17 protein-coding genes and 1 rRNA gene are annotated in these 16,238 nt (G+C 41.2%); 4 read left to right on the top strand and 14 right to left on the bottom strand.

Features of this window, described 5'->3' with window-relative positions; translation table 11 throughout:
- Window positions 1-60: 60 nt before the first annotated feature.
- A 16S ribosomal RNA gene (locus AC0VYH_RS02580) occupies window positions 61-1,612 on the bottom strand.
- A 273-nt stretch (window positions 1,613-1,885) separates the two neighbouring features.
- Entirely contained in the window at window positions 1,886-2,752 is an 867-nt protein-coding gene (locus AC0VYH_RS02575) for a nucleotidyltransferase-like protein (RefSeq protein ID WP_194220068.1), read from the bottom strand.
- A gap of 253 nt (window positions 2,753-3,005) precedes the next feature.
- On the opposite strand from AC0VYH_RS02575, the gene AC0VYH_RS02570 reads away from it, so the two are divergent.
- The gene (locus tag AC0VYH_RS02570; RefSeq protein WP_224598799.1) at window positions 3,006-3,371 is read left to right on the top strand and encodes a YgzB family protein; all 366 of its coding nucleotides are present in this window, start codon (window positions 3,006-3,008) and stop codon (window positions 3,369-3,371) included.
- 45 nt (window positions 3,372-3,416) lie between these two features.
- Here the strand turns inward: AC0VYH_RS02570 and perR are convergent, their stop codons facing one another.
- From perR to AC0VYH_RS02535, 7 genes are all read right to left on the bottom strand, one after another.
- Window positions 3,417-3,851: a peroxide-responsive transcriptional repressor PerR gene (gene perR, locus AC0VYH_RS02565; protein WP_194220070.1), complete on the bottom strand. Its 435-nt coding sequence runs from the start codon at window positions 3,849-3,851 to the stop codon at window positions 3,417-3,419.
- A 109-nt stretch (window positions 3,852-3,960) separates the two neighbouring features.
- Entirely contained in the window at window positions 3,961-4,515 is a 555-nt protein-coding gene (locus AC0VYH_RS02560) for a cob(I)yrinic acid a,c-diamide adenosyltransferase (protein WP_475366472.1), read from the bottom strand.
- Window positions 4,516-4,517: 2 nt separating this feature from the next.
- Window positions 4,518-5,468: a D-2-hydroxyacid dehydrogenase gene (locus tag AC0VYH_RS02555; RefSeq protein WP_430241490.1), complete on the bottom strand. Its 951-nt coding sequence runs from the start codon at window positions 5,466-5,468 to the stop codon at window positions 4,518-4,520.
- A gap of 203 nt (window positions 5,469-5,671) precedes the next feature.
- Complete coding sequence (gene bcp / locus AC0VYH_RS02550) at window positions 5,672-6,142, bottom strand: thioredoxin-dependent thiol peroxidase (RefSeq protein ID WP_475373245.1); 471 nt, start codon at window positions 6,140-6,142, stop codon at window positions 5,672-5,674.
- 53 nt (window positions 6,143-6,195) lie between these two features.
- A complete protein-coding gene (locus tag AC0VYH_RS02545; RefSeq protein WP_430241492.1) occupies window positions 6,196-6,627 on the bottom strand; it encodes an ion channel in 432 nt (143 codons plus the stop codon).
- Between the two features lie 52 nt (window positions 6,628-6,679).
- On the bottom strand, window positions 6,680-7,318 hold the full coding sequence (locus tag AC0VYH_RS02540) for a class F sortase (RefSeq protein ID WP_475373244.1): 639 nt from the start codon (window positions 7,316-7,318) through the stop codon (window positions 6,680-6,682).
- A 24-nt stretch (window positions 7,319-7,342) separates the two neighbouring features.
- Window positions 7,343-8,149 carry a DUF4397 domain-containing protein gene (locus AC0VYH_RS02535; RefSeq protein WP_430241496.1) on the bottom strand — a complete coding sequence of 269 codons (807 nt, stop codon included), beginning with the start codon at window positions 8,147-8,149 and terminating at the stop codon, window positions 7,343-7,345.
- Between the two features lie 169 nt (window positions 8,150-8,318).
- Here AC0VYH_RS02535 and AC0VYH_RS02530 point away from each other — a divergent pair, with 169 nt between their 5' ends.
- On the top strand, window positions 8,319-8,864 hold the full coding sequence (locus AC0VYH_RS02530; RefSeq protein ID WP_430241498.1) for an RNA polymerase sigma factor: 546 nt from the start codon (window positions 8,319-8,321) through the stop codon (window positions 8,862-8,864).
- 40 nt (window positions 8,865-8,904) lie between these two features.
- Here the strand turns inward: AC0VYH_RS02530 and AC0VYH_RS02525 are convergent, their stop codons facing one another.
- The 3 genes from AC0VYH_RS02525 to AC0VYH_RS02515 are packed head-to-tail and all read right to left on the bottom strand — an operon-like array spanning window position 8,905 to window position 11,491.
- On the bottom strand, window positions 8,905-9,690 hold the full coding sequence (locus tag AC0VYH_RS02525; RefSeq protein ID WP_430241500.1) for an ABC transporter permease: 786 nt from the start codon (window positions 9,688-9,690) through the stop codon (window positions 8,905-8,907).
- A gap of 3 nt (window positions 9,691-9,693) precedes the next feature.
- Window positions 9,694-10,485 (bottom strand): ABC transporter permease, encoded by a 792-nt coding sequence (locus tag AC0VYH_RS02520; protein WP_194220079.1) that lies wholly within the window; start codon window positions 10,483-10,485, stop codon window positions 9,694-9,696.
- Window positions 10,478-11,491, bottom strand: a complete 1,014-nt coding sequence (locus tag AC0VYH_RS02515) for an ABC transporter ATP-binding protein (protein ID WP_194220080.1) — start codon at window positions 11,489-11,491, stop codon at window positions 10,478-10,480. Before AC0VYH_RS02515 ends, AC0VYH_RS02520 begins: the two co-directional genes overlap by 8 nt.
- Before the next feature lie 152 nt (window positions 11,492-11,643).
- Here AC0VYH_RS02515 and AC0VYH_RS02510 point away from each other — a divergent pair, with 152 nt between their 5' ends.
- The gene (locus AC0VYH_RS02510) at window positions 11,644-12,933 is read left to right on the top strand and encodes a glutamate-1-semialdehyde 2,1-aminomutase (RefSeq protein WP_475373243.1); all 1,290 of its coding nucleotides are present in this window, start codon (window positions 11,644-11,646) and stop codon (window positions 12,931-12,933) included.
- A gap of 178 nt (window positions 12,934-13,111) precedes the next feature.
- The gene (locus AC0VYH_RS02505; RefSeq protein WP_226616546.1) at window positions 13,112-14,194 is read left to right on the top strand and encodes an FUSC family protein; all 1,083 of its coding nucleotides are present in this window, start codon (window positions 13,112-13,114) and stop codon (window positions 14,192-14,194) included.
- A gap of 27 nt (window positions 14,195-14,221) precedes the next feature.
- Here the strand turns inward: AC0VYH_RS02505 and nikC are convergent, their stop codons facing one another.
- On the bottom strand, window positions 14,222-15,121 hold the full coding sequence (gene nikC, locus AC0VYH_RS02500) for a nickel transporter permease (RefSeq protein ID WP_194220083.1): 900 nt from the start codon (window positions 15,119-15,121) through the stop codon (window positions 14,222-14,224).
- Between the two features lie 14 nt (window positions 15,122-15,135).
- Window positions 15,136-16,140, bottom strand: a complete 1,005-nt coding sequence (locus AC0VYH_RS02495; protein WP_226616545.1) for an ABC transporter permease — start codon at window positions 16,138-16,140, stop codon at window positions 15,136-15,138.
- Between the last annotated feature and the right edge of the window lie 98 nt (window positions 16,141-16,238).

Here is a 16,238-nt window from a genome sequence, read left to right as displayed (position 1 = left end):
AACTAAACGAAACGCTCATGTAAGGTTGGTAACGTAAGTTACCTTCGTAATTCTCCATAGAAAGGAGGTGATCCAGCCGCACCTTCCGATACGGCTACCTTGTTACGACTTCACCCCAATCATTTGTCCCACCTTCGGCGGCTGGCTCCATAAAGGTTACCCCACCGACTTCGGGTGTTACAAACTCTCGTGGTGTGACGGGCGGTGTGTACAAGGCCCGGGAACGTATTCACCGCGGCATGCTGATCCGCGATTACTAGCAATTCCGGCTTCATGCAGGCGAGTTGCAGCCTGCAATCCGAACTGAGAACGGCTTTATGGGATTCGCTTCACCTCGCGGTGTTGCTGCCCTTTGTACCGTCCATTGTAGCACGTGTGTAGCCCAGGTCATAAGGGGCATGATGATTTGACGTCATCCCCACCTTCCTCCGGTTTGTCACCGGCAGTCACCTTAGAGTGCCCAACTAAATGCTGGCAACTAAGATCAAGGGTTGCGCTCGTTGCGGGACTTAACCCAACATCTCACGACACGAGCTGACGACAACCATGCACCACCTGTCACTCTGTCCCCCGAAGGGGAACGTCCTGTCTCCAGGATTGTCAGAGGATGTCAAGACCTGGTAAGGTTCTTCGCGTTGCTTCGAATTAAACCACATGCTCCACTGCTTGTGCGGGCCCCCGTCAATTCCTTTGAGTTTCAACCTTGCGGTCGTACTCCCCAGGCGGAGTGCTTAATGTGTTAACTTCAGCACTGAGGGTGGAACCCCCCAACACCTAGCACTCATCGTTTACGGCGTGGACTACCAGGGTATCTAATCCTGTTTGCTCCCCACGCTTTCGCGCCTCAGCGTCAGTTACAGACCAGAGAGCCGCCTTCGCCACTGGTGTTCCTCCACATATCTACGCATTTCACCGCTACACGTGGAATTCCACTCTCCTCTTCTGCACTCAAGTCCTCCAGTTTCCAATGACCCTCCACGGTTGAGCCGTGGGCTTTCACATCAGACTTAAAAGACCGCCTGCGCGCGCTTTACGCCCAATAATTCCGGACAACGCTTGCCACCTACGTATTACCGCGGCTGCTGGCACGTAGTTAGCCGTGGCTTTCTGGTTAGGTACCGTCAAGGTACCGCCCTATTCGAACGGTACTTGTTCTTCCCTAACAACAGAGCTTTACGACCCGAAGGCCTTCGTCACTCACGCGGCGTTGCTCCGTCAGACTTTCGTCCATTGCGGAAGATTCCCTACTGCTGCCTCCCGTAGGAGTCTGGGCCGTGTCTCAGTCCCAGTGTGGCCGATCACCCTCTCAGGTCGGCTACGCATCGTCGCCTTGGTAAGCCATTACCTTACCAACTAGCTAATGCGCCGCGGGCCCATCCTGCAGTGTTAGCTCGAAAGCCAACTTTCAACATTGCACCATGCGGTGCGATGTATTACCCGGTATTAGCTCCGGTTTCCCGGAGTTATCCCAGTCTGCAGGGCAGGTTGCCCACGTGTTACTCACCCGTCCGCCGCTAAGATCAGGGAGCAAGCTCCCGTCTCTTCGCTCGACTTGCATGTATTAGGCACGCCGCCAGCGTTCGTCCTGAGCCAGGATCAAACTCTCCGATAGAAAGCTTAATCTAGCTTTAAAACAATGTTTTGTTTCCGTAGAAACAACTACTTACATGGCGTTTCGTTCAGTTTTCAAAGATCAATTCGTTTCTTTCAACGTCGTTTTCAGCGACTTTATTAATGTACCACATTAACTCGGTCGACGTCAACAACTTTTAAAAGTTTTTTTCGTTGTCGCGTTAATCTCTCGCGGCGACAAGTAATAATATACCACGGAGAAAAAATACGGTCAACCCTTTTCTTGATATTTTTTCTCCGTTTTATAAATCACCTATACAGCGCTATATTCTCGAATGAAAATACCAGAACCTTTAGTCTCGCTTCGGTGAACTTCGATAAGCCCTTTTTCAATCATATATTCTAGAAGCGCACCAAGGTCTATCCCGTATTCCTTTAGCTGTTCTTCTTCCATTAATTCTTGATATGTCCATAAACTTTCACGTTCATTCATGATGTTCCTTATATGAACGGTTGCGTTTTTTGATTTTGAAGATAAAGAAAAGTCATTAGCCAATAGCAATAACTCCAGTCGTTTATCAAGAGGATCTTCTCCAGATAAAAGCTCGGTATACAACTTGAAAATTTCAGGTTCAATATGTTTAACCTGATTCCACACAGTAATTTCAGGATGGAACCCATGCTCAATAACAGATAAGCGAGCAAGATGGTGCAAAGCATGAAGAATAAAGTTATACGCATCCATATATTGCTTAGAAGCGAAAAGTTCTTTCCCATCTGTATATCTTCGAATAAGTCTTGCAAACTCCACTCCAATTTTTTGAGTGCGCTCTTCATATGGAAAATCTCTAATTCTCTCTTTCAATCCCGCTATGTACTCGTTCCGATCAAAAATGATCTTTCCATTAACAAGCCATGCCACAAGACGACGGTGGCTACCAGAGATTAGCCATTCGTTAACCTGCTGCTCTGTTATAACGTGCATAGCAGCTTTCTTTCCTTCAAAATCATAATGTTTGACGAACCATGGTTTCTCGTTATTTTGAACGATGATTAGTAGGACAACATCAAAATTATCAGTAAGCGGGTGAAATGGCTTTGTCTTTTCAATAACTAGTACACCCAGTGTATCAGGATGACTAGCTCTCTCTTGATAAATCGGTCTTAAAAGGTTTTCCATAATTCGATCCTCCAGAAGTACTTATACTTTTGTTTCCTTACGATATTCAATTTCCCTTTTCCTACGTTAACTTAAGTATTCAACAGTCCATATTATAAATCCTGTAATGAAATAAGCAATCCCTGAATTTGAAGTTTCCACTATCTACTTGAAAATATCCAACTATATGAAATGCAGATTACGTTATTCACCTTATAAGGAAAGTGCTTACACCTCATGGTTATGCTATAATTGTGTGCAGGAGGGACTTGCAATGCAACTAAAGTATACTAATAAGATTAATAAAATTCGTACGTTCGCACTGAGTCTAGTGTTTATTGGAATCGCGATTATGTATATAGGAATATTCTTCAAGACATCTGTCTTGCTTATGACCATCTTTATGCTGATTGGATTTCTTGCAACGATCGCAAGTGCGGTTGTGTACTTCTGGATCGGAATGCTCTCCACAAGAGCAATCCAGGTAGTTTGTCCAAACTGTGAAAAGCCAACGAAAGTTCTTGGACGTGTAGATGCTTGTATGCATTGCAAACAACCACTAACGATGGACCCTAATTTGGACGGCAAAGAATTTGATGAGAAATACAATGTGAAAAGAGCCCAAAAAAGAACGCAGTAAAAGATAAGAAGGCTTCCACCATTAATGGTGGAAGCCTTCTTTAAATTAGTGTTTGCTTTGCTGGCAATCTGGACATTTTCCGTAAATCTCCATTCTGTGATCACCGACTCGGAAGCCTGTTACCTGTTCCGCAAGCGTTTCTACTTCGTCCAATCCCGGATAATGAAAGTCTACAATCTTACCACAATCATCACAGATAATATGATAATGATCTGTTGTGACACAATCAAATCGGCTGGAAGCATCTCCGTACGTTAATTCTTTCACCAATCCAATTTCCTTAAATACTCTCAAGTTATTATAAACTGTAGCTACACTCATATTAGGAAATTTTCCTTCAAGAGACTTATAGATCTCATCTGCTGTAGGATGTGACATGGACTGGATTAAATGCTCCAGAATGGCATGACGCTGCGGGGTAATACGCACTCCTGAATTTTTCATAGCATCAATTGCTTCATGCAGTTTTTCTTCAGCCATTCGTCATGCACCTCGCTTTCAACAAGCATTCTTACTTTGTAATGTTTATAATTAGTGTACATGGAGAAAGAGGGTTTTGTCAATAATGACAAGCTTATAGGCCTCTTTCTTATTTGTGCTCTTGATGAAGGATCGACTCATTCTCCCCCATATGGTAGTTAATGAAACGAGCTGCTACAAATAAAAAGTCAGAGAGACGGTTTAAGAAAGAAAGGACAAGAGGATTTGCGTCTTCTACCATTGTCGTAAGACGCTCCGCGCGACGGACAATCGTACGCGCCACATGTAAGCAAGCTCCTGCTGAGTGTCCACCTGGCAATACAAAGTTCCTGAGAGGTTCAAGCTGCTGCTCCCAGCTGTCGATTTGGTTTTCCATTTCATTAATATGCGATTCTTCAATAGTCCATCCTACTTTTTTTCCTTTAGGTGTAGCAAGCTCTGCTCCCACATGGAAAAGCCACGTTTGTATTTTATGAAAAATGGCCCCCCATTCTTCTTTACCATCGAAGTTCGTAGCCCCAATATAACTTAGAGCAAGTCCGATCTGGGAATTGGCTTCGTCACAAGTTCCGTATGCCTCGACTCGAATATCGTTTTTAGACACCCGTTGCCCATAAACGAGAGAGGTTTCTCCTTTATCGCCTGTCTTCGTATAAATTTTCACTATTAATACCCCCTATCCGGATCAATGACATTCTTCAAGTCATTCGTTCCTTTTTGATATTGAATTAAGTTATGCTCAAATATTTCAATCGCTCTAGGTTGATAATTGTCAGAGATAGCTGAATGGTGCGGCGTAACCGTTACATTTTCCATCTCCCAAAATGGGTGTGACGAATCAAGTGGTTCATCTTTAAACACATCCAATACAGCATGGGCAATTTGATGTTCATTTAGTGCGTCAATCAAACACTGCTCATCTACAGTATCTCCTCTGCCAATATTAATAAATACCCCAGATTCTTTCATCGCTGCAAATTGTTCTTTCGTAAAATAATTTGCCGTTTCACTCGTACTAGGCAGCACACTTACCACGTAGTCACATTTCGGTAGCATTGATAAAAGTTCTTCATTATTATATATCACATCAAAATGGTCTACTTCACGTCCAGATCGATTGACTCCTAGCGTTTTCATTCGAAATGCTTTCGCCACTCTTGCAATCTCACTGCCAATGGCACCAGTACCAACAACCCCTATCGAGCTACCAGTAATTTCTCGTATAGGCGTTTTTTTCTTCCAGATCTTTGAGGATTCATTTGCTAGCACTTGTTTTGTATCCCTCGCTACTTGAAGCATAACAGATAATGTATATTCAGCCATCGGAATGCTATGGATGCCCCGTGCATTTGTTACGAGAATACCTCTTTCTTTAATAGCCTGAAATGGCATTCTTTCAAGTCCAGCCGATAGGACCATTATCCATTTAAGGTGAGAAGCTTTCTGAATTAACTCTGCGTTCAGGTCCTCTCCATATGTAAGAAGAATTTCTGCATCAGCAAGTTTAGGCTCCGCTTCTTGCATTGATGGATAAAAATGAAACGTTACGTCTGGATATGTTTCTCTAAGGCGCTCTTTAATATTTGTCTTCAGTTTCCCCGTTGATAGTACCTGCATTATTTCACCACTCTCCATTTATTTAACCTTTCTTCATGTATTAAGTATAGCTGAATGACCAATATGACTTAAACAAAACAACCTCTTCGAAACATCGCTAACAAAAAAAGAGCGCATAATGCGCTCTCAACTGAAGATATGATCTACTATACTCTATGTTGCAAACATCTAATGGTATAGTCTTTTGTCCCGCAGACAAAGGCTTATGATAAGTTTTCTTTAATGTAACCTAGTGCAGATTCCACATGCTCTTTAACGCGAACTTTCCGCCAATCTTTTACAAGGGTTCCTTCTTTGTCTATAACAAAGGTAGAACGAACAATCCCCATGTATTCTTTGCCGAAGTTTTTCTTTAACTGCCATACATCATATGCTTCTGCAGCAGAATGATCTTCATCTGCTAGGAGAAGGAACGGAAGGTCATACTTATCAATAAATTTTTTGTGTTTCTCGACTGGGTCTGGACTTACTCCCAAGATAACCGTATCCAGTTCTTCGAATCCTTCAATATGATCTCGAAAATCACATGCCTCTGTCGTACAGCCAGGCGTCATATCTTTTGGATAAAAATAAAGCACAACATTTTTTCCTTTATAGTCTGAAAGAGACACAGTCTCACCAGTGCTTGCTTCTAACTTAAAATCTGGAGCTTTTTGACCAATTTCAACACTCATTTTTACGCCTCCTTAAATCTTCTTAAGATAAGCGTAACGAAATTCATTCGAACTTACAACTTGGGGCTTTCACGATAGTCAACGATGGTCGTGACAAAAAATGCGGCTGGCATTAAGTAACCGATTAACGCCTCAAAAATCGCAATCCATCTTCCAACTCCAATTGGAGTAAGATCTCCATAGCCAACCGATAGAAGCGTAACCGCACTGAAATAAAGGACAGATTGAACTCTTGTAAACGGTGTTAATGTCATATCCGCAAGATCCATTTGACCTTCTTGAAGTACAGGAATATCAAGGATAATGAGGCTTAAATACATACTCCCAAAAGCGATAATCATCGTTAAATAAACAAGGAACAGTAGAAACATCTTATAAACAGACAGGAGACTACCAGGCACTCTCGTTCTTTTCATAAGAGCTACCATACTTCTCCCAACACTAATAAGGGCAAGAATAATAGCACAAGTAATCAATAAGAGCATTAGTAAACACCTCATAATAGGTTTATGAGGTGTTCGTTGAATTTAGGACGAACTATTCTGAAACAAGTGTCGTGTAGACAACCATCCGCTCCTCGTGTGTTCCTGCATCTCGATCAAATGTCCCTGTACAAGTAATTAAATTGAGGCTTGATTTAGAACTTGTTCCAAATACTTTCTCGAGTGGCGCTTTATTTCTAGGATAAGACTCAACAGCATGCACCTCAAAATCATACGCCAATCCATGTTCATCCGTAACTGTAACGAGATCTCCAGCTTCTAAATCTACAAGGTGAAAGAACACCGATGGTCCAGTTTTGTTATCAACGTGACCGGCAAGGACGGCATTTCCTCTTTCACCAGGTTTCGCTCCAGGCTGATACCATCCAACGTTACGTTCATCTTTGGGCACATCCATTTGCCCATCTGTTAATTGGCCCACATGCTCCACTTTTGCGTCTACATTAATAGCTGGAATGGATAATTGGGCTGGAATGATTCCTACTAAAACAGGTTCAACGGATTCGTTACTCTTAGATGAAGAAGATGCTGTTAAATTTGGAGCAGAGATCAGATGTGTTTCCTCATTATTAGGTAAAACTTCTTTCATTTCATCTGATTGATTAGAAGAAGAGGAGCAGCCTGCCGCTGCTCCTAAAAGTAACATACTTAATAAAAGCTTTTTAAACGGCATATGCGCTCCTCCTTCTACCTTGATTTAAGCTGTTTGCTTCTTACGAAGATAAATTCCAGTTCCTGCTGCTAGAATAGCTCCTCCAAGAAGTGCCCATGCAACTGTATGAGACTGATCAGCTGTACCACCCATACCTGTTTGGGGCATGTCTGAAGGCATATTTGTCGCATCAACCATCGGCCATGCTTCAAGAGTTGGTTCACCTTCTACAAGACCTACCGCATAAACAGAGTAAACATAGCCTTCTTTTAATTCAACACCAGGAATCTCAAGAACAACGTCTTCAGAACCTGCTGGTCGAACTTCAAGATCAACAGTCATAGGATCAACTTCAGCGTAGTCTGACGTTGATTTAAATGCTACATCTGAGAATAGAACGTCTCCGTCTTTAACGGCTACATCTACATTAGGTGCATCTGGAGACGCATGTACAACCCTTACTTTTGCTTTTCCTTTAGAAGCTTCCATATCATCGCTTAGCGCCCAAAGGGAGATGCTATCTAGCGTACCTACTGCAGCAGCAGAATACTTCATGCCTTCTTCAAGCGTCACTGACTGACTGATAACCGGCTCGCCTTCTCCATTCTCACCAGCTGGGAATACTTCAATTTCGTGATCTCCTGCAGGAAGAGCCATGTATTCTGTCGCCTGTTTATATTCAGCACCTTCTACAACTGCCTCACCATCTACATAAACATCAACTGCAGGTGCATCTGGAGACGCATGAATCACTCGTACCATTGCTTCATGATTATCTGCGAATGCCGTACCACCAATAATCCCAAACATCATAACCATCGCAACTGCGGCCGCCATAAACTTCCTAAGCATTCAATCCACTCCCTTTATTTAATTTTTGTTATACTTTTGTATAACCTTTGTTCATTTACTAATACGACAAAATATTTGCAATCGGATCACTTTTTTTACACTTTTGTTGTTTTTATTTCGAATTCAAGGGAATAGAGCTACTAGCAAAGCTCGGAGGAGGAACTAACTAATGAGTAAAGGCAATTATGCGATTGCTTACTGGGATAGTGAAAACGAGGAGCATTTTAAAGTCTTTTGTATTGAAAACCATCAAACGCTTTTACACATCGCCCGTCGCATAGTCAATGACCAGCAAATTGCCGAAGAGATCGTTCAGGATGTTTATTTAGAAGTTTGGAATAAGCGAAATCAATTCAAGCCTGATAAAGGTAAACTCTCCTCGTGGGTTAACCAGATCACACGAAACCGAGCTATTGATCGGATTAAGAAAGAGCAGCGTAATTTTAAAGAAACAGTTGTTGAAGATCACCAGTTGGTCGATAAAGAACTTTATATTCAAGATGACTTTGGAAACAAAGATATGATTGATGGAGCCTTAAATACTTTGAATACAGAACAAAAAGAAATTCTTAAACTCATCTACTTAGAGGGTTATAGTCAAGCAGAAGTAGCTTCCAAAAAGAAGATTCCCCTTGGAACAGTGAAAAGTCGCGTTAGGCTTGGCATGAAAAAATTAAAAGAAACGATCGATTTATCATTATTAGAAACTGTCTAATCATAAACAAAAAGTCCAGAGGGAGATCCCTCTGGACTTTTTAGTTACCTGCGCCCCTGTATTTCGTGACGCCAATATTCCACATAAAGATGGCGAATCCAAAAAACGCCACTCCCATAACAGGTGTAAGAAAAGCATAACCATACCATTCTTCACGACCTAAGAAATAAGCTGATGGATACACACCAACAAAAGCAAATGGTAAGATCCACGTTAATACAAAACGAATCACTTTATTATAGATATCCACTGGATATCTCCCATAGTTCCCGATATTGTACATCATTGGCATAATACTTGTTCTGCTATCAGACCAAAAGCTAATGCTTGCTAGTAGAATAAAAATACCTGCATACACAAATGCACCACCTAAAACCATAAAGAGAAATACAATAGGATCGTACCAGGACATACTTAGATCAAGTCGATTCCCCGCATAAACCATAACAGCGATTCCTGTGATAACCCCAAATAAAGATTCAAGCTCCATTCGTTCTAAAATAATCTGAAATAAACTATGAACGGGTCTTGTTAGAATCCGATCCATTTCACCCTTAACAATATACCGCTCGTTAAAGTCCCAAATGTTAAAAAATGCTCCGAAGATAGCAAAAGGAACGAGGAAAAATCCGTAGATAAAGATGATTTCATCCTTCGACCAGCCGCTAAGCATATTTGTATGCCCAAACACGACAAGTATAAAAATCAAATTAACTGCCTGAAACAATAAGTCAGACATAATTTCCATTAGCATATCTACACGATAAGTTAATCTCGTTTTCATATATTGCGAGACATATAGAAAGAAAATACTAGCATGCTTCATTTGTCACCCTCCCTGCACAATCAAGCGTTTTTTGGCAATTACCCATAGCGCTTGAATTGGAAGAATCAAAATAACCGCCCAGACAAGCTGGAAAAGAATCGCTTCCCAAACCGCACTTCCAGTAAAACCTTCTGTGAAAATCATACTTGGAATATAGCTAATGGCTTGGAACGGTAGAAAGTCCATGACATTCTGTGCCCAACCTGGATAGAAACTAATTGGAAGTAATAACCCTGAGAACAAATCAATCACAACGCGCTTTGCTCGAATCAGTCCATCGTTGTTAAAGAAGAAAAAGGTCATAACGCCTGTCAGCAGATTAATTTGAGTATTAACAATAAAACTTAGAATAATTGCTACCATAAAGAACAACCACGTCGACAGTGCAGCCGAAAATTCAATCGGGAAAATGAGGCTAACAATAATCATCCCTGGAATTGAGAAGAAGCTTAATCTAAAAATCCCTTCTCCAAGCCCCTGCATCGTCTTCATTATTAAATAATGATAGGGGCGTATAAATTCAACTGCTACCTTTCCCTCTTTAATCTCCTGAGCGATTTCTCGATCAATATTATTAAAATAGAAAGCTCTTGCCATCCAAGCCACAGCAACATATGTTGTCATTTGAATAACTGATAATCCTTCAATCTCCCCTTTTCCACCGTAAATCGCATTCCATAGAAAGTAGTAAGCACCAATGTTAATGCTGTAAATTAAAATTCCGCTATAATAGTTCGTCCGATAGGCAAGCATCATTAAGAAGCGGACGCGAATCATCTCAATGTACTTACCCATTACGCATGCCCTCTTCATAGATATTTCGAATAATCTCTTCAGTCGAAATTTCATGAATCTTAATATCCGTAATCCTGTTTGCTGCTACGACTCTCCCAATTACTTCGGAAATGACATGCTCTTCATTCACTACATTCGCGATCCACACATTCTCGCGATCACCTTTTGTCCATTCTGCTTCAAGTTCCTTCAATAAAGGTTGAAGTTGTTCACCACTAACCTGTTCACCAAATTGAAATTCAATTTGCTTCCCTTCTCCCCAATTAGAACGAAGCTTTGCAAGCTTGCCATCATATATAATCTGGCCTTCATCTAGCATAACAACCCGATCACATAACGCTTCAATATCCGTAAGATCATGAGTCGTAAGTAAAATCGTTGTCTTATACTTCTCATTAATCTCTTTTAAGAAATTACGGATCTTTAATTTAACTAGCACATCAAGTCCAATTGTCGGTTCATCTAGAAATAGAAGCTTAGGGTTATGAAGAAGAGCTGCGGCTAACTCACACCTCATACGCTGGCCAAGCGATAATTTCCGAACCGGTTTATCAAGTAAAGGACCAATATCTAGAGACTCAATTACATGATTCATATGCTCGTTATAAACATCATCTGGTACGTTATAGACTTTTTTAAGCAAACGAAATGATTCTTGTACGGCAATGTCCCACCACAATTGAGATCGTTGCCCAAATACAACTCCAATGGATCGAACAAACTTCTCTCGTTCTTTATGTGGATCCATTCCATTTACACGAACAGTTCCAGAAGTGGGCGTTAGAATACCCGTTAGCATTTTGATACTCGTCGACTTCCCGGCTCCATTTTCTCCAATATAACCTACCATTTCACCTTCATTAATGGTAAAAGAAATATCTTTAACAGCCGAGATAACCTTATAATTACGCGTAAAAAGATCTCGAAACGCTCCTTTTAAACCAGAACGACTCGAGTGAGATTTAAAATCTTTACGCAGTTCCTGTACATCAATCACTTTTTCCATACGTCTTCCTCCTTTTAACACACCAACTTAGTTTACAAGAGCAGCTTGTAATAAACAATATTTGAGCTTTCACTTAAGCGGCAAGAGTGTTTCGTTACACTCTAGTCATGCTACAATGGAGTTTGATGAACAAGCATTACAAGGAGGTCAACATGAATTTCACGAAATCAGAACAACATCATAAAGAATCACTCGATATTATGCTAGGTGGCGTCAACAGTCCATCTCGCTCATACAAAGGCGTTGGAGGAGGCACTCCTGTCTTTATGGAAACAGCTAAAGGTCCTTATTTTTGGGATGTCGATGGTAACAAATACATAGACTACCTTGCAGCATACGGCCCTATCATCACTGGTCATGCGCATCCACATATTACTAAGGCCATCACAACAGCAGCTGAGAACGGCGTGTTATACGGTACACCAACCGTCTTAGAAAATCGGTTCGGTTCGATGCTTCAAGAAGCCATCCCTTCTCTAGAGCGCGTTCGATTTGTGAACTCTGGTACGGAAGCAGTAATGACAACGATACGCGTAGCTAGAGCCTACACAGGTCGCAACAAGATTGTGAAATTTGCTGGCTGCTATCATGGACACTCTGATCTTGTGCTAGTTGCCGCCGGTTCTGGTCCCGCTACCCTTGGAAGTCCTGACTCAGCGGGTGTCCCAAAAAGCATCGCTAGAGAAGTTATCACCGTACCATTTAATGACATTGAAGCTTATAAAGAAGCAATGGAGAAATGGGGAGATGAAGTAGCCGGAGTTCTCGTTGAACCGATTGTTGGGAATTTCGGAATTGTTGAACCTGAGGAAGGTTTCCTTGAAAAAGTAAATGAGATCACACATCAATATGGAGCGCTCGTTATTTATGATGAAGTTATCACTGCATTCCGCTTTATGTATGGTGGTGCCCAAAACTTACTTAATGTTGAACCGGATATGACGGCACTAGGAAAAATCATTGGTGGTGGCCTTCCAATCGGCGCATACGGTGGGAAACGCGAGATTATGGAACACGTTGCACCACTTGGTCCAGCTTATCAAGCTGGGACAATGGCAGGTAATCCAGCCTCTATCTCAGCCGGTATTGCGTGTCTTGAAGTTCTTCAAGAAGAGGGCGTCTATGATCATTTAGACAAACTTGGAGAACGTCTTGAGAAGGGAATCCTCCTTCATGCACAGGAAGCTGGTATCCAAATTACAATCAATCGTCTCCGAGGAGCTTTAACTGTCTACTTTAATAACGAGAAGGTTATTAATTACAAACAAGCTGAAGACTCCGATGGAGAGAAATTCGCCCGCTTCTTTAAACTAATGCTCAGTGAAGGTATCAACCTTGCCCCTTCTAAATATGAAGCATGGTTCTTAACAACAGAACACACTGAAAAAGATATCGATGATACGCTTGAAGCAGTAAAGCGCGTCTTTCATCAAATGGCTTAGCGAAAAGACAGAATGAAGTTCCTTCATTCTGTCTTTTCTACTATCTTTGTTATTATTGAAAATAGGGCTTGCTATCCTGACCATTCCGATGTATAACTAGAACGTCTCATATGTTTAAAAGAGGAAATAGAGGATACTCTCTATACTAAAAGTACTCGACGAAAGGACTTACAATAGAATGAAGTTTGGTGCCCGTATTTTTAAAACAGGGCTAGCGATTACTCTCGCACTTTATATTGCAACATGGCTTGGACTCGAGCCTCCGACCTTTGCTGGCGTAGCTGCATTATTTGCCATTCAGCCGTCGATTTACAGATCTTATCAAACCGTTATTGATCAATTTCAATCCAATATTATTGGAGCCGTGCTTGCAGTTATACTCGTTCTGCTCTTTGGAAACCAGCCAATCGTAATTGGTCTAGGTGCGATCATCATTATCGCCATTAATATTAAATTGAAAATCGAAAGTACGATTCCACTCGCAATCGTAACTGTTATTTTAATCATGAATGCTCCTCAGGAGGAATTCATCACTTTTGCGACAAACCGATTCTTAGTCATTATGGTCGGTGTGATCAGTTCTTTCTTTGTGAACTTAGTTTTCGTGCCACCGAGATATGAAACGAAATTATTCCACAAAATTGTGAGCAATACAGAATATATTTCACAGTGGATCAGGCTTGCTACTAGAAACGATGCCGAACATAAAGTATTGAAAGAGAACTTAATTAAGTTGAAAGAAGATACAGTTAAAAGTGATCAGTATTTTCTTCTATACAAAGAAGAGCGTACGTACTTCAAACGCAGAGATTTTGTAAAAGCACGTAAGCTCGTCCTATTTAGACAGATGATTGCTACAACAGAAAAGTCACTTGCTATACTAAAAATGCTTGATCAACTTGATGTGAAGATTTTGATCATGCCTGACGAGGTCAGGAAGATGATTCAGACTCACCTCGATGAGCTAACAAATTATCACGAACGCATCCATTTAAAATATATCGGAAAAGTGAGGAACCAGTCTCCTGAGGAAATGTTAAACAATGTTGGATCTGGGGAGTCTACCTTAACCGAACGCTATGTTGACTTATACGAAAATGGCGAATGTAATCGCGAGCTTTGGATGACAATATTCCCCCTAATCGGAATGATTATCGATTACCACGATCACCTTGAACACCTTGATTTACTTGTCGATAGCTTTCATTCCTATCACCAGGAAGAAAATGAAGTTGATATTCAGGAACTTCATGCCAAATAAAAAAATCAGCCGATACGGCTGATTTTTTTATTTCTTCATTTTTGGATCAAGCGCATCTCGAAGACCATCACCAAGTAGGTTAAATCCAAGAACCGTTAGCATAATCGCAAGTCCCGGAAAGAATACAGTCCATGGTGCCTGAATAATATACGAACGTGAATCTGCAAGCATTTTCCCCCACTCAGGCTGTGGCGCCTGTGCACCAAGACCAAGAAAACTAAGGGCCGCTGCCTCCAGAATAGCCGTTGCAATTGCAAGTGTTCCTTGCACAATTATAGGTGCAAGTGAATTTGGCAATATATGATGAAAAATGATTCTTGAATCTTTCATCCCAACAGCTCTAGCCGCCATAACATACTCTTCCTGCTTCACACTTAACACCCTTGATCGAACAAGCCTTCCAAAGTTCGGAATATTAATGATAGCAATCGCGATAAGTGCATTTCTTAGCGATGGTCCTAGTACGGCAACAACAGCAATAGCAAGAAGAATACTTGGAAACGCAAGCATAATATCAAATATACGTGAAATAATCGTATCCACTAGCTTACCGTAATAACCTGCTACCATACCTAGTAAACTCCCTACCGCCGCTGAACCTAGTACTGCAAAAAAGCCAACCCATAAAGAAATTCTTGCCCCATAAATTATACGTGATAAAATATCGCGACCGAAATCATCGGTTCCAAACCAATGACTGGCCGATGGAGATTGAAGTCGTTCACCTAATTTTTGTTCGTTAATCCCTTCAGGAGCGATGACCCCTGCAAAGATCGCTAGAAGAATGAAAAAAAGTACAATCCCCATGCCGACCATCGCTAACTTATTTCTCCTGAATCCTTTCCAGGCTTCACGCCATGGCGATAATACTTCTTCATCTGGTTGCTTTTGAACATTCACTTTTTTTTGCGGAGCGATTTCAGCCATCTTAGAAGCCCCCTTTAGTTGTATTTGATTCGAGGATCAATTGCAGCGTATAACAGATCGACAATGAGATTAATAAAAACAAAGATGACAGCAACGATGAGAATACCAGATTGAATCACTGGATAATCCCTGAAATTAATGGCGTCGTAAATATAACGACCGATTCCTGGCCAACCAAATATTGTTTCAGTAAGAATAGCTCCACCTAGTAAGAGACCCATTTGAAGTCCAATAACAGTAAGTACAGGAATAAATGCATTTTTTAATGAATGCTTGTACACAACCCAAAACATCTTTGTACCTTTTGCTCGAGCTGTTCGAACAAAATCTGAGCGCATAACCTCAAGCATACTTGAGCGTGTCATTCGAGCAATGATAGCCATCGGTATTGTTCCAAGAGCAATACCAGGTAGAATCAAATGCTTAACCACTTCTACAAATTGATCCATTCTTCCCTGAAGTAAGGTATCAATAAGATAAAGATGCGTGATAGCATCAACAGGGTTTCTCACATTTTCGCGACCCGTGGATGGTAGCCACCCAAGTTCAAGCGAGAATGCCCATTGTTCCATCAAACCAAGCCAGAAAACAGGCATCGACACACCGACTAGCGCAAGTACCATAGCCGTGTAATCGAACCAAGAGTTTTGAAACCATGCACTAATAATCCCTGCATTGACGCCAATAAAAATAGCTATAACCATCGCCACAAGCGACAGTTCAAGAGTAGCAGCAAGATATGGCCAAATTTCTCCACTAATATCTGAACTTGTTCGAAGAGATGTGCCTAAATCACCTGTAAACAAGTTTTTAATATAGTCGATATATTGTAGATACCACGGCTGATCAAGGCCAAGCTGTTTGGTTAAACTTTTTATCGCTTCCTCTGTTGCCTGTTGACCTAAAATGACCTGGGCAGGATCTCCAGGAATAGCTCGAATCATAAAGAACACAATAAGCGTCATTCCAAATAAAACCGGGATAAGCATTAGCAATCGTCTAACTGTATAAGCAAGCATCTACTCACCTCTTCTTCCATCTGTAAAATCACATGCCGTTCTATATGTATAAAACCAATTTATTTTGAAGAATAAAAGGGGAGTTCATCACTCCCCTT

This window comes from Anaerobacillus sp. QJM3NY_32, from assembly GCF_056173645.1.
This window is presented reverse-complemented; position numbering and strand designations above follow the sequence as displayed.